The following is a 23,820-nucleotide window of genomic DNA, read 5'->3' on the forward strand; positions in this document are numbered from 1 at the left end:
GTGATGAAAATAGACGGCAAAAGGTTCTTTTGTACGGCATTACACTGACGCATTTCGTGCCGGCGGCGCCAGGAGCTCAACATTGGGAGATGAGTAATTTCGAAGTGATGTTGCGCATTCGAGTGGCACTTTGACTCGTTTGCAGAATGCCCTAAGGGCGTTCGCAGTTCTTCCACGCCATCCCCAATCAAATGTGCTTGAAGGACCAACTACAGATACTGCCCCCCAAAAAATCCCTGACTCATTGAATACAGGTGAGGACATAGCTGACAGACCTTGCAGATATTCTCGGCTCCGCGCTGCCTGCCGTTTGACGATATCTGCTCTCATATCGTCCAGGTCGAAGGAGGTCAGCTGGGTTCTTAGCCCCGATTCCTTATGAAATCTAAGCTCTCGTTGCACTAAGGGCTCGGTCTCCAATCGATTGGCAAATCCCAGCCCCACCAATCCTCCGGCGGTTGATAGAATGGGTAACACTGCACCCAATCGGAGGGTTATCGGCAAATTGGATTTACCGTCGAGAACCAATACCACTTGAGGGCCTTCGCGAGTCCATCGTGAGAGCGAAACTGTTTGGTTCATCTCTAGTTGAAGATTGATGATGGACTGAACGAATGGCGACAGATGTTGGTTCTGGAAATGACCGCTTGACTCCGCGAGCTCTTCAAACAGTGGGCCTAAGAAGTAGCGGCGTCTCTCATCCTTGAGTAAAAAGCCGGTACTCAACAGTGACTTTGCATAGCGATGCGCTAGTCCCACGTCGATGCCTACCGATTGTGCAAGCTGTAAAACGCCCATGCCGTCTTTGGCCGAGCCTACCGCGCGCAACAGTTCTTCGACTCGATATACGGTTCCAATCCCGGTTTTTCCCGTGTTCATCTTGTCGCTCTTCCAGTACGCGCGCAAATTAAAATATCGCGGTTCATTTGGTGAACCGTAACGTTGACATCCTTCCCAAAGGGAATCCTACGGCGATAACAATGTCGCGTAATCGCTTCGGTGGGTTCCTGCTTCGCCGAGAGGCCTAACTACTCCGCTCTCCACAGGCTAAAACGCGATGTCCTCGCGCTAATATGCTGATCGCTCCAACTAAATCAGCGTTCTTTTTGCAGCCACATGTGACGCACAAGAATTGCGTACGATGCTGTTGATGTTTTATCGATTGCTCACAAGAAGAACATGTCGGGTCCTCTTGTCCATGCGTCATTGCTAAGAAGTGTCCGGCGCGCCAGGCGAGCTTATATTCCAACAGGCGTCGAAACTCTCCCCATCCTCGCGGAAAAGCTCCAATGTCTAATTCTCTTTTTGCCTCAGCTTCTTCGGGCACACTCTTACGACCGTTTGGTTGGGCCTTTGCCTCTGAACTCTGGAAGCACACCAGCGAATGGTTCTTCGTAATTGATGTTGAAGCCTTATGCAGAAAATCTTTGCGGGCGTTTGAAATCCGTGTGAGCATTTGCTGAAGTCGAGCATAGGCTTTCTTCCAATTGCTACTCGACTTAACTTTACGGTCCAGGCTTCGCTGAAGCTGGGCGAGACTACGAAGACGCTTTTCGGGTTGGTGAGGCTGCAGTACAGAGTTCCCGTCGCTCAGTGTTGCGAAGCAGTCAGCACCCTTAACGATACCGACGGCGCTCTCCTGCAATGGAGGCAGTTCCACCTCTCTCTGCGTTTGGATAGACACAAACCATTTTCCGTTCGACTCGCTAACGGTAACGTTGCGTAGATCGCCAAGGACATCTCGGCTTTTTCTATAGCGCAGCCAACCAAGCTTTGGCAGAAAAATGCGTCCGTTCAATTGGTCCAGCTTGATCTGATTCCTGTCGGGATAGCGAAAGCTGTCGCCTTGAGTTTTTCTCTTGAAGCAAGGAACGGAAGCGCGACCATCAAAAAAATTCCTGTACGCCTTCTCCAGGTCCTTCAACGCATGCTGAAGTGGATGCATTGGTGCCTCCTTGAGCCAAGGTATTTCCGGACCATTTCGCCAGGCAGTAAGTAGTTTCGCCATAGCGAAATAACCTATGAACTTGCCTCCAGTCGCTCGTGTCTCCAGTTGTAATGAAAGGCCTTTGTTATACACAAATCGGCAGGCGCCACCGAACCGTCGCATCTTGCGCGTCTGTTCGCCATTGGGCATAAGCTCGAATTTGAAGGCTTGGAGTCGAAGCATACGAGGTGTGTTCAGTAACCTATTCCGAAAATATTGATGCTGCTAGGATGGATATAGGTTCTCACAGTGATATGCGCCTTTGCTGACAAATCCGTGTGGATTGCTGCCAAGCATCGCTCAAAAAATTGGGAGGACAGACTGGGCTGCTGCCAAGTTCGGCATGCATCAGAACGCTACGGTGCGTACGGAGGATAAGCCGGATCGCCAATGTCGCGACCATTGACTATTTGTGGCGCGGTAGCAGTGTTCTTCACGTTCGGTTCCCGCGGTCAGCTAATGCGTGCGTGAGCTGAATCGTTTCTATCCCAAAAAGCACCACGGCGCTGGTCGCTCCATTTCGGAGGTATGTCGTCACTACCATGATTAATGAAAATAAAAGCTAGCAATGAACTGTCGATGCCTCATTTCTGTTTGCCCTCGTGCGTGATGCGCTCTGCAGTCTGAGTTGCATTCAATCTGCTCTGCCAAAAAATACGGCAAGGCGGAAGCCTTGCCGTATTGAGCTAAGACGAAATGTCGTATTACTTCTGAGGACTGGTCAACAAGCCGCTGTTGCCCTGCTGTTGCAGTGCTTTCAGACGCAGCTTGCTGTCGTCGCTGTTGGCCATCGCGTCAGCTGCAACGTTCAGCTTGCCGTTCGCATCGTAGCCCCTCATCACGTCAGCCATCTGAGCCACATTGGCTGCAACGTTGTTGCTGTTGAAGCTCAGGTTGCCTGCCGGAGCAGCCGGGGTAGCGCTGCTGTCGAAGGACGAGATCGCTGCGGCCAGGCTGGAGGCGCTGGCTGGCTCGCTGACTTGGAACCAGACGTCGGCGGCTTCGTGAGACTTGCCGTCGCTGGTCTCGAAGGTCGAGGTCAGGCCAACAGTATTGCCGTTGGTATCGACGTTGGCTTTCTGAACATCCAGATTCAGCTTGGTGACGTTCAGGTCAGCCAGCGACTTCAGCTCGTTAGCCTGGCTGATGCCGTCAGCGTTGCCATCCACCCACACCTTCAGACTGCCGAAGTCCTTGTCGGCTGCGGTGATCATGCCGTCGCCGTTGGTATCCAGCTCAGCCATTGCTTGGTAGCCGTCGGATGCCTTCTGGCCGTTCGCCAGAGTGGTGCCGTTACCGAACAGCTCGGAACCATCGTTGATGATGCCATCACCGTTGCGATCCAGAGCGAGCAGGCCGTCGTCGCCGCTCACCCAGCCGGTGTTCAGCTTCTGGCCGTTGGCCAGCAGGTCGAACTGCACTCCCTGAGTGACGTCCAGCGTTTCGATGCCGTTGCCGTTGAGGTCTAGAACAATCGGGCTAACCTTGAGTGCTTGAATCTGGGAGTTAGTGGTCAAACCTTTAAGCTGAGCTGAGGTCAATGTTCCAGCTTGAGCCATGCTGAAGGCACTGAGCTGAGCGATAGTCATATGCCCAATCTGATCAGAGGTCAGGCCTTGCATCTGCGCCGTGCTCAATGCCGCGATAGTACTGGTCTTCAGGGCCGCAACGTCTACAGTTTCCAAAGCGCCGATGGCTGCGGAGCTCAATGACTGGATCTGCTTGGTCGTGATCATGCTTGCCTGAGCTGTGGTCAGAGCAACGAGCTGGTCTGTAGTCAGTGAACTGAACTGTTGTGTGCTCAATGCAGCGATCTGCGAGGTCTTCAAGCCACACATGTCGCGGGTCTCGATTGCCTGAATATCGTTGGTAGACAGCGATCCCAACTGTGTGGTGGTCAATGCGCCCAACTGATCGCTGCTCATAGCGACGACCTGGTCGGTGCTCAGCCCAGCCAGAGCTGCCGTGGTCATTGCTGCGAACTGTACGGTGCCCAGTGCGCCAATCTGGTCAGTGGTGAGAGCCGCAATCTGCGCGGACTTCAACGCTGCCATAACCGTGACCTTCAACGCACCGATGTCAGCAGTTTCGATTGCTGCGATTGAGTTACTGCTTAGAACACTTACCTGTGCCGAATTCATCACGCTGAACTGGGTCGAGGTCAGAGCCACGATCTGGGCGGAGCTTAGACCGTTTGTCATCTGGTTGGTGGTCAGCACAGCGACATCGGCAGTGGTCAGGTTCTTCACCTGGTCCGTGGTCAAGGCGGCAACCTGCGCAGTACCCATCGCGGCGATCGCCGCCGTCTTCAGGACTACCAAGTCAGTGGTCTGGATGGCTGCAATCGCGTCGGTGCTCAGCGCTGCCACTTGGTTGCTGTTCAGAACCGCAGCCAGTTGGGTGCTCAGGGCAACGATCTGGTCGGTCGTCAACGCTTTGGACTGGTTGGCGGTCAGCGCGGCAATCGCGGCAGTCTTCAAGTTGGCGAAATCAGCTGTTTCCATCGCGGCGATGTTGGCAGTGCTCAGTACCGCCACTTGGGCGCTGGACAGCGCTCCAGCCTGGTCGCTCGTCAGCGCTACGATCTGGCTCGAGTTCAGTCCACCAGCCATTGCTGCCGTGCCAAATGCCGTCACCTGGGCAGTGGTCATTGCAGCCACCTGGTCTGTAGTCAGCCCTGCCAGCTGTGCCGTCTTCAACGACGCAATTGCCGCCGTGCTCAGGCCGCTGAAGTCTGATACCTGGATCGCGCCAAGGGCTGCCGAGGAGAGTGCCCCCACCTGGGCGGTGGACATTGCGGCAACCTGCGTTTGCGTCATCGCCACCATCGCATCGGTAGAGAGCCCGCTAATGCCTGCGGTACTCAGGGCGGCGATTGCATTGGTTGTCAATCCCTTTACCTGGTCGGTCGTCAGCGCTGCGACCTGCGCTGAGCCCATTGCTGCCAGTGTCGAAATTTTGATCGCGTTCAGGTCTTGCGTCTGCAATGCGGCGATCTCATCGCTGGTCAGAGCAAGGAACTGTTTCGACGACAGGGCAGCGGCTTGCGCCTGAGTCAGCGCCACAATCTGGTCGGTGCTCAGCGCCACGAGCTGGTTAGTACTCAATCCTGTGATTGCACTGGTACTGATTGCCGCGAAATCCATCGTTTCCATCGCAACCAACCCGGCTGTAGTAAACGATGCGATCTGGGATGAATTTAAGACACTAGTTTGAGCAGACGTCAAAGCTTTTGTTTGATCGCTGCCAAAGGCTTGTGCGATCTGTTGCGTTGATAACGCTGGAATTTGTACAGTGGTAAGCGCCGCAATTTGGTCCGACGTCAATGCCATCAAATCAGCTGCCGAAATAGCAGAAACTTGGCCCGCGCTCAACGCAGCAATCTGATCTGTTCCAAAACTAGTGATTAAACCCATTTCTTCTCCTGTTCTTGTGGAAAGTTCTCTACTTGTATCAAGACTGCCAAGCAGAAAAATCGACCGATATTTCGTTTTTGCGCCGTGGAACCAGGAGCATTCTTCGCAGCGCGAAATTTTTAAGCAGCTCACAGACGCCGATCTGCGCGACTACTTTCGCTTAGGCGCATCGACCTTTGCGGGACGGAACAACCTTACCGTCGTCGAATTCAGCCCCCTTCAGTTCAGCCAGACGATGGACTTCGTCCATCGGTAACTTCGCGAACAAGGCGAAAAATCGTCCGACTTCGTGATCATGGACGTTGCGCCAAAACTGCCAGTAGTCGAATGGGTTCCGTCCGTCAGCGTTCAGCCATACCGCATCATTGGTGGACTTTCCCATCTTTCGCCCATCGCTCGTGGTCAGCAGAGGCATCGTTAGTCCATACAGCGTCTGGGCCTGGGTGCGACGTCCCAGGTGAACGCCGTTGATAATGTTGGTTCACTGGTCTGCACCACAGCCATGCCTTCTTGCTAGTTCAACGAAGTCATACTTCAGTAACCTATTACGCAAATATCGATACTGCTATGCATGGAAGTAGGTTCTCACGGCAACTGTCGCGTTTGCTGACAAATGCATGTGGATTACTGCCACGCATCGCTGGAAATTCGAAAAAGACATACATGAGGCCTCTCTGCTGCAATGCGGACTACTAATCGCCAGTCCGAGTCAACGGGTCGAGCACCACCAAGCGTGTGAAGACGGTATGTTGTGTTTACTGGACGGTCGTTATGGCTGGCTGCATGAATTCGTGATCAGTACCGTTCGCGGTTCAGCGCATGAACTAATCACGGCAAGCAGCGGCGAGGAAATGAAGCACTAATGGGTCTCGCTGATGTGTCCGGAAGGAGAAAGTGCACCGGTGAGTCAACGTGATCCGGGTAGTATTGCGCGAAGTGGGGTCTCGAATTTGAGTGCCCCATTTTTATGATTGGTAACGGTCAGCGAAGGCCGGATTGATCTTTTATCTTTGAGGCTTTGCATGTTTGCCGAGCTCCGCGGCCTGCGCTGAGGTCAGTTCTCTTTCAAACGCAGTTGTCCCTGTGGTTTTGTCGGTGTTGTCTGTCAAATCCTCAGCAATACGGAATCTCTCGGCCACGCTGTTGCGATTATCGGTGCTGGTATGCCCGCGATAGGTCGGGCTGGCACCGATTGCGCCGCTGTTATAACTTCCGCCACGATGGATTACCATTATTCCACCATCGAATGGGGCGCAGCCGTTGATCCAGGCGCTTTCATCGTCGGCGCGCCTTCATAGTTTAAATGCTGGCAGTCTTCGACCTGTTCCCCTGCATTGCCTAGCATGTCGTACAGGCCAAAGGCATTCGCTTGGTACGTACCGACGATTGTCGAGAACTCGGGGTGATCATCGCATCCGACCGCTTCCGGCTTTTTCCGACGAGGTGGAAAAGCTAATTAGCTAAGCTTGCTCGCCAAAGAGAGCGGGTTAGCCTGAGCAGCCAAGGTAAATACATGCCAATCAGCAAAGCTCAGGCAACGTATTCCTATTTTTGTATTTGAGGATGTGGAATTGGATTCGCGTAGGCAAAAAGGCGTGTCACGATATCTCTCATCTCTTCTTGAAGCTTGAGGCCTATCAGTCCAGGCGAAAGCAGGCCTTTAGACATTTGATGCATAACTAATTCTTGAAATTTCTTGTATTTTTGCAAAGTATTAATTTTATTCGGAGTTAGTTCGTCGGAAAATGACGACCGGCTTCGAAGCGCCATACTTTCGGCAAAAACTATATTCGCTCTAGAGTAATCCCAAAAAATCCATACTGCGGCAACAAAATACGCAAACGAAAGGCCACGACCATTCTCCTTATCAAGACTCGCGCGGCAGAGGGAATAAGAACACCATGTCGGGCTCACGTAAGCGAAGTCCTTTAAGCCCTCTGGTGTCCGTTCAACATCAAAGAAATCAGGCGCCAGCTGGATGGCGTCTTTTAGGGCGGCTACAAAATAGGGTGTGTGAGCATCCATTGTCGCGAAAAGGTTGGCCGACTCGACTAAGTGCTCCTTGATTGCCAAAACCTCTTCCTCCGCGGTGTCGGAAAAATAGTGACGAAAGCCAGCAATGCTGGCCATGTTACCTTCAATACTGACATCACTAGTGGAGTACCTTGGCATCGTCTTGATAAATGTGGTGTAGTGGTTGACCATTGATTTCGGGAAATATCTTGCTGCCATTTGAATTCCTTCCGCAGATCTAAGCAAATCACGCTCGATCCGGTCTTTCAGATACCAGTCGATTAGTTTCCCAGCTTTCTCTACACCTTCTATTAGCGACTTCACTTTAGTTGAAGGTGAAGTTGTATAAAATGGAATGAAGCCGTCACAATCCCATTTGAAAACTCTCTCAAGAATGTTTTTTTCCTCGTCTTCAGAGACCGCTGCCTTTGAGTGAGCTTTGTGTTTGCAGCTCACAAGCCATCGTATTTTGCTTCCATCGCTGAAGGTTTCTTTCACCCCTAAATCAATCCCATTATCTGCACCGGTTGAAATCTGCTCGAAAATGACAGTGGGACGAACCGATGTGAAAAAGTCAAGGCAAAATGTCTCGAAATCGTCTGGAAGAGATGATTTGCCAATCGGCGTGTCTTTAACTGACGCATGGTCTGCTTTTGGTGAGACGATCTCGCGAAAATCAATGATTCCCATAGTTCCTTATTGAGATATAAGTCATATCTATGATTATAGAGCTGGCATCTGCAATATCGTACTTAAACTTTATCAAAGTTTTGCGTCTGCGCGCCCTTGAAATGATAAGGTGCTGTGACGCGGTCAGTGTATTTGGACGAGCTCAGTCGACCGGTTCAAGTCGTGGATGTCGCGTTCAACCAGCAAAAAGGTGTATCTGGCCTACCTTAGCATTTACGCTCTGGTCTGCACCCGACATGGCTGCTCCATTGAAACGCAGCTCACGCCCAGCAACTAGCCGACGAGCAACCCGAGGCCAGGACAACCGAGCTTCGCTCCGTTCGGGTCCCACTAGGGCAGGCAGGCGATAGACTTCGTCCATCAGTAACTCCGTGAACAAAGCTATGAACCGCCCCGCGTCGCAATCATCTACGTTATGCGTCAAGCGGAACAAGTTGGCTTGTGGTCGCTCTCATGCTGGCGGTTCTTGAGCTAGCGGTTGAGCTTTTTTGAGATTGAAAGAAAAGCGTTCCCCCTGCTGTATGTAATGGCGCTTTGCTTGAGCCAGCTACTTGCGACCACCGTATACTCGTCTGCACCGTCGCCAAGCTGCTGCGGCATTTTGCACCTCTGTTTTCAAGCGCGCGATATCCAATTGCTGTACGGCTCCTGCTCGCCCGATGTGAACGCTCCTCCGCAAGTTTGTCGGATTCGCGCACAGCGCCACATTGTCGCCGGGCTGGCGCGGTTCACTCTGGTTGTCAGACCTTTGATTGCGAATATTTCGCGTCGCAGTGAAGCCAGGCTTGCTGCGGATCGAATGTCCTGACTTAAGCTGCTGAGGCCCTAACCTTGACAAGCCGCCGGTTCGCCTCATCTTCTCATTTCAAGAGGCGCCATAGCGAAAATCCTAGCACGCCAATGCCGAATAAGAACAAACAAACATGTCCCGACTTCATGCCAGGATAGAGTGTGCTCTGCTGCGGCTGTTGCGGGTCAACGTAAACATCAATGTACTTGCCTGCGATAAAATCGCGCGCGCAATGCATGACAATGTCGCGATCTTCGTTGCTTTCACCGACATACTGTCCATTGCGATAGCGCGCATCTTCGAACACATACTCGAAGTCGACTCTCGCGGTGAATACATCGAGTTTTGAATCGATGTCGCCCCGGCGAGACTCGATTACCACGTGGCGCACTACACCGCCCACTTGGCGCCAACGTTTGGACGCGGATCCGGCCCTCAGTGCACGGGTTGAAAGCGTAACAAACCCTAATCCAATGACGCAGCCGACAATTAGAAATAATTCTTCCATCAGCATTAAAGATCTAACTTTCTAGTATTCTCGCACGAAGAATGCAAACTATTCCAGCCAGCGCGACATGCGGTAACGGGCAAGCTTGTCGATATTGAGAACCGCAAAATTCAAGCGACTAAGCCGAAGCTCAGTCGACAAGTTCAATTCGTACATGTCGCATTCTGCCAGCCGAAAGGCGTATCTGGCGTACCTCGGCATTCAAGCCGTTGTCCGCATGAGCGACCACGATCCCATTGAGCCGCAAACCTCCAGCAGCAGCTAAACGACGTGCATCGCCCGTTGAGGCGCAGAGTCCAGCTAGGACTACAAGCTCGCACAGAGTGATGCCGCCGGCATATCGTTTACTCCCGCTATCGTCGTCTTGCATAAATTCGCTTATGTTGACATGCGACGTCAACTCTTAACGCGCAAGGTGCTGCCATTATGCAATTCCGCTGAACGCTGGACTGACAATTATTGCTAATTTCGGCCACGGCGTTTAAGTTGCCACTTTGATCTGAACAGGATCACAGTCAGCCATGCGGTGTAGCCTCGAAGACTTTGCTTGCGCGCCATGTGTATCCAGGAGCCAAATCCTGAACGCGTACAAGGGAGTACCGCTGCCATCGCATTATCCGAAGAGTGATGATTGCCTAGCGCCGCAGCGACATGTGGTGCCAAGGCAAGCATTGTCGGTATTAAAGACAGTAAATTCGGAGAGGCGTAGCTTGGGGGTTAGTCGCCGAGTTCAATTCGTACATGTCGCTTTCGACCAGCGGAAAGGTGTACCTGGCCTACCTCGGCATTCACGCTCTTGTCTGCGTCCAAAACCGCTACTCCATTGAGGCGCAGACCGCCACCAGCAGCTAGACGACGTGCGTCGCTCTTCGAGGTACAGAGTCCAGCTAGGACCGCGAGTTCGCCCAGCGTGATGCCGGCCGCGTGTTGTGCGCGACCTAACGTCACAGTCGGTAGGTCTGCACTATCAATTTCATTGTTGAATGCCGCGTTGGCTCCGCGAGCAGCGTAATTAGCTGCGTCATCTCCATGAGCTAAACGAGTCGCTTCCGACGCTAGGACGACCTTAGCGTTGTTTAGTTCAGCCCCCTCTAGTGCAGCCAGGCGATGGACTTCGTCCATTGGCAACTCCGTGAACAAAGCGAGAAACCGTCCGATATCGCGATCATCTACGTTGCGCCAAAACTGCCAGTAGTCGAATGGCTTCAATCGGTCAGCGTTCAACCACACCGCACCATTGGCGGACTTACCCATCTTTCGCCCATCGCTCGTCGTCAGCAGCGGCATCGTTAGCCCATACAGAGTCTTGACCTGGTTGCGACGTCCCAAATCAACGCCGTTGATAATGTTGGCCCACTGGTCTGCACCACCTACCTGCAGTGTACATCCATACCTTTTTGCCAGTTCCACGAAGTCATACGCTTGGAGTAGGGTGTAGCCGAACTCAAGGAACGAGAGCGAGTGCTCGAGTTTCGTGCGGATCGCATCGAAAGTAAGCATACGATTTACACTGAAATGGCGGCCTACGTTGGATAGAAACTCGAGATAGCCTAGTCCATCAAGCCAGTCTGAGTTATCGACGATCTGGGCGTCGCTCCCCAGGAAGCGGTGGAATGCATCTTTGATGCCGCGAATGTTCGCAGCAATGACATCGGAAGACAATACAGGCCGAGACGTATCTCGGAAGCTTGGATCTCCGATTCGAGTTGTCGCCCCGCCGATTAGAAGCAATGGCTTGTGGCCGGCACGCTGCAGCCAGCGCATCAGCATTAAACCTTGGATGTGGCCGACATGCAGGCTATCTGCAGTTGCATCAAAGCCGATGTACGCAGTGACCTGGCCAGCCATGAAGGCTTGCCGTAAGCCTTGGTCATCTGTGCACTGATGGATAAATCCGCGCTCGCCAAGCAGGTGAAGCAGGTCATTTGAGACATCAGACATTACGAACTCCTTAAGTGGTGGTTAGCCGCTCAGGAGATCTCGATGTCGCAACCCGTCCCCTGATGGCGGACCGGGTTGCATGCGCAAGCTCCTACCGCCGGAAGCGGTAGGCGTAATAGCTAGCGATAGAAAAAATCGACGAAATCATGTTTGGCATCTTATAGCTGTTCAAGACATTGAGTCAAATGCCTGCTAATACCTTGGGTCGTGCGCTTAACTAGACAAACGCCAGGCCATCTCTTTCCAAATTGTGCTTCTTACGATCCGCATCAGGTGCGCTTCTCCAGCAATGTAAGCTCGTGCCGCTCCTTCAAGTGCTGCGTGCCGCTGCGCGACGGCGTCGAGTTCTGCATCAAGAGCAGAGGTGACGCGAAACAAAACATCGTCCAAGATCTGGCTGGCAGCGCTACTCGAAAGACCAAGCTCGCAACCTGCGCGTAGCATATTCGCCCGCCGTACTTGACCGAAGAAGCGGGCTTCTGGCAAACCAATTGTCATGTCAATCCAAGGCCATCCATCACCATTCGTGATGGCCCTAGTCGCATAGGGGCCAGTCGAAAGCAGGTCGTAATGCGGTGTGAGTTTTATTCCTTCGTTAGACACAAAGAAGGACAGATTTTTTAGATGGGCATCGTCGTTCCCGATTAGCACATTGAAGACGAGCCAACGGTACAACGCTTGGCGCGTCTGTTCCTGATCTGTGGTCAGTGAAATGAGACGCTGCAGTGCTGTCAGAGTAGCGACGAGATACTTGTTTGTTCGGGCGATGTTTAGAAGCTGACACGCATCGACGACATGAACGCTGTCTGCGCTTTGCTCAGAAACCGACAAATTGAGGGGAGGGCGCGCGACTCGGTCAAATCTCTCAACGATGTAAACTGGCTCAGGCACGTACGTGAGATAAACTCCAGGTACTTCCAGACCGGCTGCACGAGCAAGGCGCATCACTATGTATTCATTGATGGCCGACGCGGGATATCGAAGACTCTCCGGATGGTCCGGCTTGAGTATGTGCGTGGAAGCTGTTGTACCTACAGGCTCGAAGAGTCGTCCGTCATTCATCACGACGACGAGGAGCTTGTGTTGAGCGCCAGCGACGGCGACTCGCTTGGGTGAGTACGCTGCCATTGTGCGAGTTCCAAGTGCCGTAATGCGTTCGCTTAACTGCTCGCGACTCAACTCTCTTAAGCCTGAGTCACACGCCAACTCTTGCCCAGGTTCGCGGAAATTAAGTGCACCGGTCGATTCCTCTCCCAGATACTTCAGCAACGCGAAGGTATCTCCTCCGGGAATCCCGGCCTCTTTGAAAATAGAATGTTGAAGTGCTTCCTCTGGAAGTAGATTCTCGAAGTACCATTGCACGTGCCTGTTACGCTCGTCATCCACATGCACGTGCCGTGTGCGGGTAAGTGCAGGTGAGAGGTCAAAACTGATTGCGCTCCTCGCCCATTCGTGCTCATAGGTAAAGCTCCATCTGCCTTCTTCTTGGAGTTGTCCAATGCAATCATGGTCAATAAAAACGTCGAGGCACCTCATTTTGAGAGTCCGCTCATCGAGACAGCGTTTCAACTCGCCGCGTCGGGTATGGGCCAGCCCAGTGTAGTCGCGGTTCTTCGAATAACCCAGCGCATCTCTTCGTCGCTTCCCCAGCGCGTGAGCAAAAGCTTTTTCAGCAGTCCCGAAAGTATTCCCTCTTCGGTCATTGCAGCGTACTTGGTTGCTCGATTTCGCTGACACTTCTCTACCAGCTGGTTGGCTATGTCCTCGCATATTTCGAACCGTTTTGCCAGCTCTTTTGGTAAATATCCAGAGTAGTACTTACCGTCCTCACTATTAAAGCGAACGGCCAATTTGGGTTGAGCTCCGCTAAGGGATGCGATTGGTCCTCGCGGGAAGTCTTCCGGAACAGTCACATCGCCTGACATCGAACCTCCTATTGCTTAGCTGCCAGTCATCCCAATTCGCTATGCGCCCGACACACCTCAACCGAGCTCACCCTCCGGATTACATCTGATCATGTTATTACGAAAAACGTAGAAGTCAACTCAAGCTTAGTTGACGTGGAGGAAAAGGAGCCGGACAATGAGGTGGAAGAGTCCCCGCGGAAGAGGTTCGGGATTCGCAAGCATCGCGACAAAAGATGCTATGTCTCCCCACAGCATGCTCTTTGGTGAAAGAACATGTAAGACCAATGGTAGACTACGTCTTGTCTACTTAACCGATCCGCTGAGGCGCGCTATGGCTGTCTGGCAGTTTGATCTGTATTTCATTCATATTGGCGCTCCTCCACCAGACACGAGCGGTGAAGACTGGGACGCTCCCACTCTACCGCCAGAGCAAGTACGTCAGGCGCAGGAGCGGTTAGCGTATTACTTCGGCCCACCTTGGTTCATGCTAGACGACTGGCTTGTGTTCGGGCCAGAGAATGGCAACCGCATTGATATCCAATTTGATGAGGAGCACTACGCCAGCATCTTTGTGCGTTGTGACGTCCGTAGCGAAGCCCCACAATTTCTGTCTTTGGTTGCGGACCTGGCACAAATATTGGACTGCATGCTGTTCAGCATCGACAACGAGCAACTGATTCCCGCCAACGCTCAGCGACTTTTGCTAGAGGTCGGGCAACGAAGCAGCGACCTTGATGCAGCACATATGAAAGACATCGAATAAAGCATATGGGCACGGATGCAAAAATAGTCTGCTTGGGCTGGGGTTCGTTAATATGGATCAACGAGAACTTCCAGTGCAGGGAAATTGGATGAACGATGGGCCAATTTTGCCCATCGAATTTGCTAGGGAATTCTGAGATGGGCGTATCACTCTCGTACTTTGTGCAGACGCAAAGCCTGTGCGGACGTGCTGGTCGCTTCTGGATCTAGAAGACGTGTCCGACGCGATAGTTGCTTTCGCCGCGCGCGAAGGCATCACGAACGCTATGGCGCATAGTATCGGACGCTGGAATTCAGTCGACGGCAAGCATTACGGTCTTCATGCCTATACCATTGTGGACAGGGCCGCGCGCCAGAACCTCAAAGGTGTGGTCTGGACCAATCTACCTTGTGGATTTAGGAACTCGCGCTCAGATGCCTACAGAGGCAGCTGTTCTGGCATACCTGGCTGCCTTAAGGGTGAAGCGCTGCTCGCGGCGAGACGCGACATCGCGAACACATCAGCGCAAATCGAAACTAAATTCCGCCCGTCTTTGACCGCATACCTTCAGCTGAGCGCTGAACTAGCAGCATCGCGGTAGTCGAACAGAAACAGCACGCACCTATCGCTACTTCTATACGCAAAGAGGAAACCAAGGAACTCGACAATGACCTATTCGCTTCAATGAATCGACGGAACATGATCATTCGAGACTTGCGCACTTTTATCAACGGCATGACTGTCGATGGCAACCAAAAGGCGGTGCCCGGCGCCAGCTTCCTGGACAAACTAACTGTTTGAGGCTGCAAGCCAATCTTTCATCAATCGAACAACGTGCTTACGGTCCGACTTAGTCAGACCGTGCCAAAAAAGCACCCATTCGGCTAAATCATCACCGTCACAGTAAAAGTAAGCAGCCGGCACGTTCAACACTTTCGCTAGCTTTGCCGCAACTTCAAATGCCGGCTCATGCGCGCCAGTCTCGTACCTGCTTATCCGGGCACTGGCGACATGCTCGTCGAGGCCAATCGCGACCCCCAATTTGTCTTGGGGAATACCAGCGTTCTTGCGAGCTTCCCGCAGGCGATGTCCGATTAATGATGCCAACTGCTGTTTTGTCATTGCACGAATATCGTAGAATTTGCTTGAGAATTCTCTACGAAATACGTAGTATTTCCCCGTAGTAAGGCACTTTCCCTAAATCGCCAAGCGAGATGCAATGCCTTCGCCCGTGTAGCACTTTCACAATGGAGGAATATTTGAAGCGTGTAATTCTGACCGGAGCGATCTCGATATTTATCTACGGGTGCGCTAGTACGTCCTCGTTGAAAGACTCGTCGGCTTCGTTGACTGGGTATGCGGACAACCGTGTCGGCTATATTTTGTCCAACGGGCGAGAAGTCACAGGGACTCGGGTATGGTCAAATGACAATCAAATTTTGGCCCTGCGAATCAAGGGCCGACTAATCAATGCGAAGGACTTAGACTCAGTTACTGTGACAGAGACCAAACAATCACGCGCGCCTTTGAAAATTACAGTTACGCTGAAGGCTGGCGAAGTCCTGGCTGCCGATGTTCCAGACTGGGGATATGAAGTCGAGTGGGTGGCTTGCACTGCGGCCAAAGTCTGCGAATATCTTGTTCGTGCGCCTTCAGCAGTTCGGCATTTATCGTTCCCAACCTTCCCTGCTTTGTTGTCCGTTGCGACCTTCCCCGCCATCGAGGTTGCTGCTCACAAAGATGGACTTCCAGAGGCTCTTGCAAAATCCGTCCTGACGCATAACCTTGACGACGCATTCGGGTATTCTCAAAGCAGCTACACAATCAAGTTCCAGCCTGTCGACCAAGCATCTGATCTAAAAGGCGCCATCGAAAAGCAGCGCGCCCGGCAGCTGGCCAAGGCTCAATGCATCTCTGAGGCTATGCGGCGAGGTGACGATGAGCGTCAAGCACAAGAAAAGGAGGTTCGCCGACGCGCGCCTCCAGGGAAGGAGAACGAATGGGTAGAAGCTTGGCGGTCATCCAATTCTCCGAGTTTCTGGCGAAGCCAAGCGGAGATGGCCTGCAACCGGTAGACGAAGAACGCCCCCCAGCCTTGAGACAGAGCGCGTTGTATTTTAGGGAGTGAAAAAAAGAGAGCCGGAGCATCAGCGCTTCAGGTAAGTGGCTCCGGCGAATTGGTCCCGCCGATGAGTGAAGAATTAAATTTCAGCTTTACTCACACGTGATCTGTGATTGCGAGACCGGCGTTTTATGCGAATTGCAGTGCTGACTGCTGTCATAGTAACGACCGCTGCAAGCGCTATCCCTAAAATGGGAAACATCTTCATCGCCATTGATGAAGCAGAAGAATCGCTGACAGAGTCGAACACTCTGCTGCCGATCAGAGACGTCGCCAAGGCGGCAGCGACACCTAAGAGGGGTGTTGTTACGGCCAACAAGCGTTCCTTCGATTCCTCCGTCCGAATCGTCGTTTCCCGCAGTTTCTGAATCAGGGATGCGACAGTCAAAAGCACCGCTTGGGCCTCGGCTGTTTTTTCGGCTGGCAAAAACTGCTGCAGTTCCTGGAGCTTGGCTGAAAGCTCTTCGTCTAAGTCTTCCAACCGGAAAGGCTCACGGCGTTCTCGGATCTCACGAATCAGGTGGTCAATCTTTACCGAGTACTCGGACTTCTGTGGAATATCTAAATGTCGACTCCGTTGAAGGCGCAGCGCTACATCTTGCAGCAACGAAATCGCAGTGAATTCTGGACGGAGCGCGACCAAGTGGCCGCGTTCAGATGCGTGAATAAGGTTGTCAATGACGTGTTCGGAAAGTTGCTGTTTGTTAATGATGTAGCTCTCTATAACGTCTAGCAGTTCGGTGGCGGCATGTTTTTTCCGTTCCGCGGAAGCGGACGCGCTGTCTTTCTTTTGCAGCCGATAAAACACATAGGACACAACAATACCGATAACGATAGACAGAATCGATAGCCAGTTATTCTCGATGAACACCTGCATAGGCTTGAATAATGAGTAGGGATATCGCAGTGTAGGGGCGAAATGTTCCTATCGCAACAACAATGGCAGGCATCTTCTAGGTGTTCGGTCTATCGCGGATATGAGTGGCGTGCGTACGCGGCCGTGACTCATTAGAGTTGGCCCTAGTGGGCGCTGCCGGAAATAGGCTCTATTGCACCGATACGCACAATATAGTTGTCTGAAAAATATTGGATTACCGTAGGGAATTAACTGCTCAACAAAGCTTTTGAATGAGCTATTTCGCGTTATACACTGTACGGATTCACAGCGTATAACATAAAATAAGCTTTTTAAATCAATAGCTTACAAACATATTTTCATATTGCAGAACTGTGCAAATGTGACTACACTGCCGCCATTACCCGATTAGAGGCGGCCGTGAAAAAGCAGTTGCGTGATTCAATCGAAGTGGTCGTCAGCGAAGTTTCTTCGCTGCGCTCTCCCACGCCTGAAGCTTGCGCACTCCATACGGATCACCCCGAAACTTTCACGCCGCAATTCGGGGGCGAGCTTTTTCGATTGCGCCAAATTGCCGGATTGCAGCAATCAGCACTCGCAAAGAAATCCGGTTTGACAAGGGGTTATTACGGCCAGTTGGAAAACTCAAAGAAATTGCCGCCCCCGAGCAGGACGGTTGAACGAATTTCTGACGCGCTAGCGCTCACGCGGTCGCAGCGCTGTCGACTGGCCTGTTTAGCGTTGATTGAACGGGAGAATTATTTTGCCCCGCTGATGTCGGAAGCGCTCGAGGCTATCCTCAAAGACCTGGCCTTCAAGGCCGATGGCCTTTCGACGAACCAGATTCGACGAATCGCCGAGATTTTGGAGGAGGTGCCTAGCGCATAAAGACAAAACGACGAACCACATCACTGCAGTCCGTCGCCCTGCTGGCTCGGAGAAATATACCCCCAAAGACCGATCAATCCAAAGGGTATCTTTCCTAGGCCTGCAGGTCAAGCCACTGCTTTCTAAAAAGCTGCATTTCTAAGCGCTACGGCGCAGAGAAAGGGGAAGATATGTCCTTAGCAAGCCACCCTATGACGAGCTTGGCCTGGGTTGACCAGGTCTTCAACGCGCCGCCTGCCCGCGACTTGAAGGGACCGGCCAAATATACCCAAGCTTTCAGGACGCCAACAACATCGGATCTTGAGGGCGTTGTCGATACACAAGGCTATACCGAGACCGCCGCCGCGCTTCTGTTTGACTACTTCAGAAATCGAGGCCTCGTGGGGCGCTTCAAAGCTCAACCTTTCGTTACCGTCAAAGCAGAGTTTGGAGCTGAAATCTGCCCAGACTTCCTGGTGGAAGTCTTGGTGCCGACCAAAGCCGTATTCATCGTTGAAATCAAGACGGAGGGATACCTCGACGATAACGTTCGGCAAAAGCTTGATGACAACAGGAGGAAATTTGCTGAGTTCGGTTTGCCATACCTCGTATGGACTGACCAAGAACACCTCGGAAACGTGATGACCCTGAATTTGGACATGTGGCGCGTGAATGGCGCCAATGTTCCTAACGCAGAAACCGACACCTTCTCGGCTTGGCTGCGGCGATTCGAAGCGACAACCATCGGAGATGCCGTCCGGGCTGGCTTTACCCTGGATGTGATTGAGGCGGCTGCGTGGCGGTGGAAAGCGTTTATGCCGCTGAATGAGGCGACACGTTACGACATGCTGCTGACTCCCGAGCCGCAAGATGACTTGATGGGCTCCTACTTCGAGCTTCAAGTGGCGCAGAGAAGCTGGTGGAGCAAGCTTGCTACCAAGCACAGGACGGGAGTACGCCATGACTAATCAATTGCAATGGGAATTCACAATGCGCCCTGGGGTGCATTTCCGTCACAGCACTTTGGCCAATGAGACTGTGGTCATTGACTACGTCGCGCCTCAGCAGGTCGCGGTCAGAGAGCTACTCAGTGGCGACCTGCATCAAATACCTAGAGACGTCTTTCTTCAGTTATTTAGCAAAGGCGAAATTTATCCCCTTGCCCCGGAAGAGGCTCACCGTAGCGTGATAGCAAAACGGCCGCCAGGAGCGAAAGACGAACTCCCGGCAGTATCAGGTCTGATTGCTGACAAGAGCAAAGCTGAGCAGGAGCAAGGGTTCAAGAAATTGGCTTATCGGGAAGACCTGCTCAAGGAATTCGACAATCTACGGCCTACTGAAGCCATTGAGAATGCAATTGAGGAGATACGGATACGGCGCGGTGACGCGCGAGCTCCGTCAAAGTGGACCATCTATAGATGTGACTTGGCAATTAAAGAGGCAGGTGGAAATGTTGCCGTGGCATTTCCAAACTACGCGGATCGCGGCGGACCAGGAAAGCGCCGGATGGATGCGATAACTTGGGACGCGCTCAGTGAGACATTGCAGAAGGTAAGGAGCAGCAAAGGCCGCATTTTGTTCTCTGACGTATACGACGAAGTCGAGCTGAAACTTATCGCCCGGGTTGACGATGACGCACCAAAATATAGACCCGCCTACTCCACAGTCAGGCGTCATACGAAGGCGGTAGTGAGCGCGTTGGAAATGACAAAGCGCAATAAGGGGGATAAGCAAGCAGCGCGGGAGTTCGATGAATGGAGCCGCAGAAACAGGGCAATAGCTCCGCTCCAGCGCTATGAATGTGACGACAAAAATACCGGTGTCTTCGGTGTCTGCGAACGTAGCGGCCTTCCATTAGGGAAGATATGGCTGACCGTGGTCCTGGACCAATATTCAAGAATGCCTGTCGGGCATGTGGTCTCTGGCAGAGCGCCCAACCAGTGGACGGCGCTAAACGCTCTGATAAATGCAATCATGCCGAAGGACATGTCGTCCCCATTGATGTGCCGAGTAAAAAGCGAAGTGCCGTACTGTGGCTTACCGTCGCGAGTGATTTTTGACAACGCATTGCAAAATCACGCAAGGGTAATTGATGCCGCGCTCGTTGAGTTGTGCGGAATTGGAACCGCCTATGCGAAGCCATATTCTCCGCGTCACAAACCCAACATTGAGAACTACAACGGAAGAGCGGTGAAGGAATTCCTCGCAGATTTGCCAGGATTTGTAGGACCAAAGTTGTCGCTGGACTTCCGTAAGGAGGCCAAGGAGAAAGCGACAGCGACAGTTGAGGAGTTCGCCAAACTCTACTTTGCTTGGGTATACAACGTTTATGCCAACAAACCTGGTGTCGACGGGTATACGCCTTTGCAGCTGTGGTCTGAGGGGATGATAGGCCGTCAGCCAAGGTTCCCGGGTGATGTCTTTAGGATGAGGCTGGCAGCAATGCCGATTAAAACGCGGAAGCTACGCCCCGAGCATATCGTTTTCCACGGCCTGATCTATCAGCATCCCGGTCTACAGCAAATGATTAAGCAAGGATGGCTAGGGCACGACATTTTCTTGAAATACGATCCAAACGATCTGGGATGCATTTGGTTCAAAGATCCTCTTGGCAAGGACGTCCAGTGGTACCGCGCTGATAGCGTCAACCCAGAATACACAAGCGGCCTGACAATGTACCAACACCGCGCGGTGAGGATATTGGCCTACCGCAACAAGGTGAATAACCCAAGCCGTAAGCAATATGTCCAGTTCAAAGCAGAGTTGAAGAAAGAGGTAATGAAGTTGCGATGGTCCCCGAAGATGGTCGAGCGGGTAGAAGCACAGATTCTAACGTTTGATGAATCCTCTCATCCAATTATGTTGTCGAACCCTGTTCAAATGGGCGAGCTTGAGGCGGTCCTGCATGATAGGGAGCTGGAGGTCGCACCGGAGATGGATGAGCACGATCTTGAGCTTGCGCTGGATTTGGACGAACACATGTGGAGCTTGGACGAAAATGTTTGATGACACCGGCAAAGCGAATTGGCGACATCGCTTAACAACCGAACGCCTCGCACACATCGCACATGAGCTTTTTATCGTGCATCCAGATTTGCGCATCGTTTACTCAAAAATCTCGCATTTAAATAGGCGATGTGTAATAGAAGGCAAAGGAAAAGGAATGCTTATTATCGCTAATAGCGGGATGGGAAAGTCTCGCCTGGCAAAACTTTTTCTGCAACGGAATGAAGCAGACCATTCCGGCACTGTCAGCAGAGTTCCAGTGGTAGTGTTTAGTTCACCAGTAGATCCCAGTCGCAAACAGCTAGGGATCGCTTTACTAGCGGCATTGGGTGACCCTGTGCCAAAGAAAAGTGATGCCGAGGAACTTTTTCGTCGAGCAATTAAATTAATAAAGAAGATTGAAACAAAGATAATTTTCATTGACAACGTTCAGGATGTGCCGGACAGACGCGGTACGAACGTGGTGATGGGTATTGGTAACTGGATACGTGACCTCATTGAACAGTCTCAGTGTCTAGTGGTTCTATTGGGCACCCCAGCAGCCAAAGAGATTGTCAGGGTCAATTCACAATTGCAAAGGCGGGTTATAACTGAACTCCCCTTACGAATGTTTGAAGTCGAAACCCCTGCCGGAAAGCAGCTCTTTCGAATTTTTATAAAAAAGCTGGATGAGTTATTGCCTGTGGCTGATATGTCCTTTGTAGATGATCCAGAATTACCTGATCTTATATGCTATGCCACTCATGGGATCCTTGATTATATTATCGAATTAGTGACAGAAGCCATGCTGGCGGCAAGGGCGAGGGAAAGTGAACGAATTAGCCGAGATGACTTAGCTCTTGCTTTTGAAAAACGGCACGGTAGACATCACGCTAACGTAAATCCTTTCCTCATCGGTGGACCGAAGCGACGCCTTGATCAATTTGGCGAACCGTTTTACGCGTTCTTCGATTCAGCTAATCCGATAGCTTATGAGCCGAAAACAATTAAGCACCGAGTTTCACGGGGTTCGATTAAATGACTGATGATTATTTGGCAATTTCAGTTCGGCCACGGCTGTTAATCAGGCTAGATGCTAACTTCTATCCTAACAGACAGGATTATTTGCTGCGTTTGGCTGACAGTAATTGCTTTGATGGCATCAATGCGCTTTGTAGGGTACTCGGCGTGGGATTCGCGAAGATGGTGACCGCATCTAATGAAGGAATTAATAACTATCTTCGGGGCTATCCTGAGTTGAAAGGGCTTGGCTCCCAGAAAGGACTGTCGCTTCTTCAAAGAGCACGGGGGCGTAAACGAAGGATATGTCCTGCCTGTGTTTTGGAGGACTTACCGCACGCAGCTTGTTTAAACTTCGCCCTTCCAATAATTTGCCCTCGCCATAATATAGTGCCACACGACGTATGTCAGGCATGTGATAAGCCGATTGACTACTTAGCGAGTTCCATTCATCGCTGTAGTTGTGGGTTTTTCTTTGGCGACAGTGCCAGAATAGTTCCTGCCGGTTGGTTTACAGAGTTCCAAGAGGTCTTCTCTCCACAGGTAGCTGAAGGAAGATCTTACGACGAGCTGGCAAAAAGTTTTGTTTATCTGGCACACTTCGCTGCATATTTGACCAATTATGAGCCAGATACCTTTGGAGGAAGACATGTCTCTACTGCATGGTTGTCACAGAAGGAATTTCACCGAGTAAGTTCATTTATGATCAATTGGGTTGATAGGATAAAAGATCGAGCCGCATATCATCAACATCATATGGGTCCAAGAGGTAGAGCCTATTGGAAGAATGTGCTTAAGCACATAAAGGCCCCTTTGCTTTACAATGCGTTTAGCCGTACCTCTACAAAATCTAAGATTCCTCCGAATAGGCTATTGCGAAGCGAGCGTGGCATGGTGGAGGTTTTACCTCAAAATATGATTCCACTTCAGGCTACTTTTAAAATGCTAGGAGGCGGCAGAGGATATTTCATCAACCAATTTGTGAGCGAATTTGAAAAGGACATTATATATTTTTCCCGTAAAAGATGGATCAAAGTCGAACTGGCTGTACCATTTCTTGAGCTTATTGATTCAACGGTTTCGCTTGAAGAGGCAAAGTGCATATCGGGAGCGAGCATATCACAAATTCGTTCGTTTATACGGCTCAAAATTTTAAAGGGCTATAAGTTGTTGCCTAGTATGAAAAATACTCGGAGAGTAAGCAAAGAAGAGTTGCATAACTTGATTTCTAGGGTAGTCAAGCAATCCCAAGACATGCGTGTTGCTGATGGGCCAATGGTTGCCTTGTCGGCGATAGTGCCAGTACGTGATGAAAGTGAATGGCAACCGATAGCACGTGCATGGGACCGGTTTTTTAAAGCGGTTTTTGACGGCAAAGTTCCAACTTTTTTGAGGCGTCGTAACGTCAATTTAACTGAAGTCTACATTTTGGAAAAGGATTTAAGGACGTATAGGGTGCCGCAATACTTATCCCCGATTGTCTAAGTGTCCAGTGGTCACCATGTTTCTTATTCGCCCACTCCCAAATCCTGATGAGTCGCTCTCTTCATGGAGGCAGCGCGGCGGATTGGCGAATGGGTTTCGAATCTATCCGAGACTTTCTGGCTATCGCAATTATGGCGAGTCCGACCTGTTAGTGAAGTCGGACGAGCTGCAATGGCTGAGTGACCACTTCCTCGTCGGGACAGCGGCTATTCATGCGATAAGTCTTGATTCGATAGGTGCGAACCTGCAAAGTAACTTTGCTTCCATTCCCAAGCGCCCCTGGGTGCTTCCATATTCTACAACTCGAACCGTAACAACTGGCGGTGTTTGTTGCCCGCTTTGTCTGCAAAGCGATGAATCGCCGTATTTTCGACTGAGTTGGCGCTTCGCATTTTTGACGCGCTGTCCTGTTCACGGTTGTAGGATGCTCGAGCGGTGCCCGGTCTGTCGGAGCCCCGTCTGGCCGGGGAATTTGCCTCTGCTATTAACAA

At 51.6% G+C, this 23,820-nt stretch carries 19 protein-coding genes and 1 pseudogene; 8 read left to right on the forward strand and 12 right to left on the reverse strand.

What is annotated here, in order from left to right:
- Positions 1 to 39: 39 nt before the first annotated feature.
- The 10 genes from AB4Z19_RS27985 to AB4Z19_RS28030 form a co-directional block, all read right to left on the reverse strand.
- Positions 40 to 879: an IclR family transcriptional regulator gene (locus tag AB4Z19_RS27985; RefSeq protein ID WP_442026913.1), complete on the reverse strand. Its 840-nt coding sequence runs from the start codon at positions 877 to 879 to the stop codon at positions 40 to 42.
- 145 nt (positions 880 to 1,024) lie between these two features.
- Positions 1,025 to 2,170: an RNA-guided endonuclease InsQ/TnpB family protein gene (locus AB4Z19_RS27990; RefSeq protein ID WP_442036807.1), complete on the reverse strand. Its 1,146-nt coding sequence runs from the start codon at positions 2,168 to 2,170 to the stop codon at positions 1,025 to 1,027.
- 521 nt (positions 2,171 to 2,691) lie between these two features.
- On the reverse strand, positions 2,692 to 5,403 hold the full coding sequence (locus AB4Z19_RS27995) for a hypothetical protein (protein WP_442036809.1): 2,712 nt from the start codon (positions 5,401 to 5,403) through the stop codon (positions 2,692 to 2,694).
- A gap of 160 nt (positions 5,404 to 5,563) precedes the next feature.
- Positions 5,564 to 5,878 carry a hypothetical protein gene (locus AB4Z19_RS28000; protein WP_442036874.1) on the reverse strand — a complete coding sequence of 105 codons (315 nt, stop codon included), beginning with the start codon at positions 5,876 to 5,878 and terminating at the stop codon, positions 5,564 to 5,566.
- A 529-nt stretch (positions 5,879 to 6,407) separates the two neighbouring features.
- On the reverse strand, positions 6,408 to 6,635 hold the full coding sequence (locus tag AB4Z19_RS28005) for a hypothetical protein (protein WP_442026032.1): 228 nt from the start codon (positions 6,633 to 6,635) through the stop codon (positions 6,408 to 6,410).
- Complete coding sequence (locus AB4Z19_RS28010; RefSeq protein ID WP_442026033.1) at positions 6,635 to 6,790, reverse strand: SUMF1/EgtB/PvdO family nonheme iron enzyme; 156 nt, start codon at positions 6,788 to 6,790, stop codon at positions 6,635 to 6,637. Before AB4Z19_RS28010 ends, AB4Z19_RS28005 begins: the two co-directional genes overlap by 1 nt.
- 158 nt (positions 6,791 to 6,948) lie before the next feature.
- Positions 6,949 to 8,106, reverse strand: a complete 1,158-nt coding sequence (locus AB4Z19_RS28015) for a hypothetical protein (protein WP_442036811.1) — start codon at positions 8,104 to 8,106, stop codon at positions 6,949 to 6,951.
- Positions 8,107 to 8,966: 860 nt separating this feature from the next.
- The gene (locus AB4Z19_RS28020) at positions 8,967 to 9,410 is read right to left on the reverse strand and encodes a DUF3592 domain-containing protein (protein WP_442026030.1); all 444 of its coding nucleotides are present in this window, start codon (positions 9,408 to 9,410) and stop codon (positions 8,967 to 8,969) included.
- Between the two features lie 711 nt (positions 9,411 to 10,121).
- Positions 10,122 to 11,345: a tyrosine--tRNA ligase gene (gene tyrS / locus AB4Z19_RS28025; protein WP_442036813.1), complete on the reverse strand. Its 1,224-nt coding sequence runs from the start codon at positions 11,343 to 11,345 to the stop codon at positions 10,122 to 10,124.
- A 213-nt stretch (positions 11,346 to 11,558) separates the two neighbouring features.
- Positions 11,559 to 13,082, reverse strand: a complete 1,524-nt coding sequence (locus AB4Z19_RS28030) for a HipA domain-containing protein (protein ID WP_442026028.1) — start codon at positions 13,080 to 13,082, stop codon at positions 11,559 to 11,561.
- Between the two features lie 501 nt (positions 13,083 to 13,583).
- Between AB4Z19_RS28030 and AB4Z19_RS28035 the strand changes: the two genes are divergently transcribed.
- Positions 13,584 to 14,015, forward strand: a complete 432-nt coding sequence (locus tag AB4Z19_RS28035) for a hypothetical protein (protein WP_442030184.1) — start codon at positions 13,584 to 13,586, stop codon at positions 14,013 to 14,015.
- A 768-nt stretch (positions 14,016 to 14,783) separates the two neighbouring features.
- Here the strand turns inward: AB4Z19_RS28035 and AB4Z19_RS28040 are convergent.
- On the reverse strand, positions 14,784 to 15,116 hold the full coding sequence (locus AB4Z19_RS28040) for a helix-turn-helix domain-containing protein (protein WP_442030097.1): 333 nt from the start codon (positions 15,114 to 15,116) through the stop codon (positions 14,784 to 14,786).
- Between the two features lie 137 nt (positions 15,117 to 15,253).
- Between AB4Z19_RS28040 and AB4Z19_RS28045 the strand changes: the two genes are divergently transcribed.
- Entirely contained in the window at positions 15,254 to 16,069 is an 816-nt protein-coding gene (locus tag AB4Z19_RS28045; protein ID WP_442030099.1) for a hypothetical protein, read from the forward strand.
- A gap of 126 nt (positions 16,070 to 16,195) precedes the next feature.
- Here AB4Z19_RS28045 and AB4Z19_RS28050 read toward each other — a convergent pair whose 3' ends face one another.
- Positions 16,196 to 16,993: a hypothetical protein gene (locus tag AB4Z19_RS28050; RefSeq protein WP_442036815.1), complete on the reverse strand. Its 798-nt coding sequence runs from the start codon at positions 16,991 to 16,993 to the stop codon at positions 16,196 to 16,198.
- A gap of 399 nt (positions 16,994 to 17,392) precedes the next feature.
- Between AB4Z19_RS28050 and AB4Z19_RS28055 the strand changes: the two genes are divergently transcribed.
- The 6 genes and pseudogenes from AB4Z19_RS28055 to AB4Z19_RS28080 form a co-directional block, all read left to right on the forward strand.
- Entirely contained in the window at positions 17,393 to 17,860 is a 468-nt protein-coding gene (locus tag AB4Z19_RS28055) for a helix-turn-helix domain-containing protein (RefSeq protein WP_442030251.1), read from the forward strand.
- A gap of 191 nt (positions 17,861 to 18,051) precedes the next feature.
- Positions 18,052 to 18,807 (forward strand): hypothetical protein, encoded by a 756-nt coding sequence (locus AB4Z19_RS28060; RefSeq protein WP_442036817.1) that lies wholly within the window; start codon positions 18,052 to 18,054, stop codon positions 18,805 to 18,807.
- The gene (locus AB4Z19_RS28065; protein WP_442029127.1) at positions 18,800 to 20,845 is read left to right on the forward strand and encodes a Mu transposase C-terminal domain-containing protein; all 2,046 of its coding nucleotides are present in this window, start codon (positions 18,800 to 18,802) and stop codon (positions 20,843 to 20,845) included. The genes AB4Z19_RS28060 and AB4Z19_RS28065 overlap by 8 nt, the downstream gene beginning before the upstream one ends.
- Positions 20,838 to 21,866: a TniB family NTP-binding protein gene (locus AB4Z19_RS28070; RefSeq protein WP_442036819.1), complete on the forward strand. Its 1,029-nt coding sequence runs from the start codon at positions 20,838 to 20,840 to the stop codon at positions 21,864 to 21,866. The genes AB4Z19_RS28065 and AB4Z19_RS28070 overlap by 8 nt, the downstream gene beginning before the upstream one ends.
- Complete coding sequence (locus AB4Z19_RS28075) at positions 21,863 to 23,329, forward strand: hypothetical protein (protein WP_442027337.1); 1,467 nt, start codon at positions 21,863 to 21,865, stop codon at positions 23,327 to 23,329. Before AB4Z19_RS28070 ends, AB4Z19_RS28075 begins: the two co-directional genes overlap by 4 nt.
- Positions 23,330 to 23,345: 16 nt before the next feature.
- Positions 23,346 to 23,741 (forward strand): annotated as a pseudogene (locus tag AB4Z19_RS28080) (TniQ family protein); the annotation flags it as partial.
- Positions 23,742 to 23,820 lie beyond the last annotated feature (79 nt).

The sequence above is a fragment of the Pseudoduganella sp. RAF19 genome (assembly GCF_052114165.1).
Classification (GTDB): domain Bacteria; phylum Pseudomonadota; class Gammaproteobacteria; order Burkholderiales; family Burkholderiaceae_D; genus Rugamonas.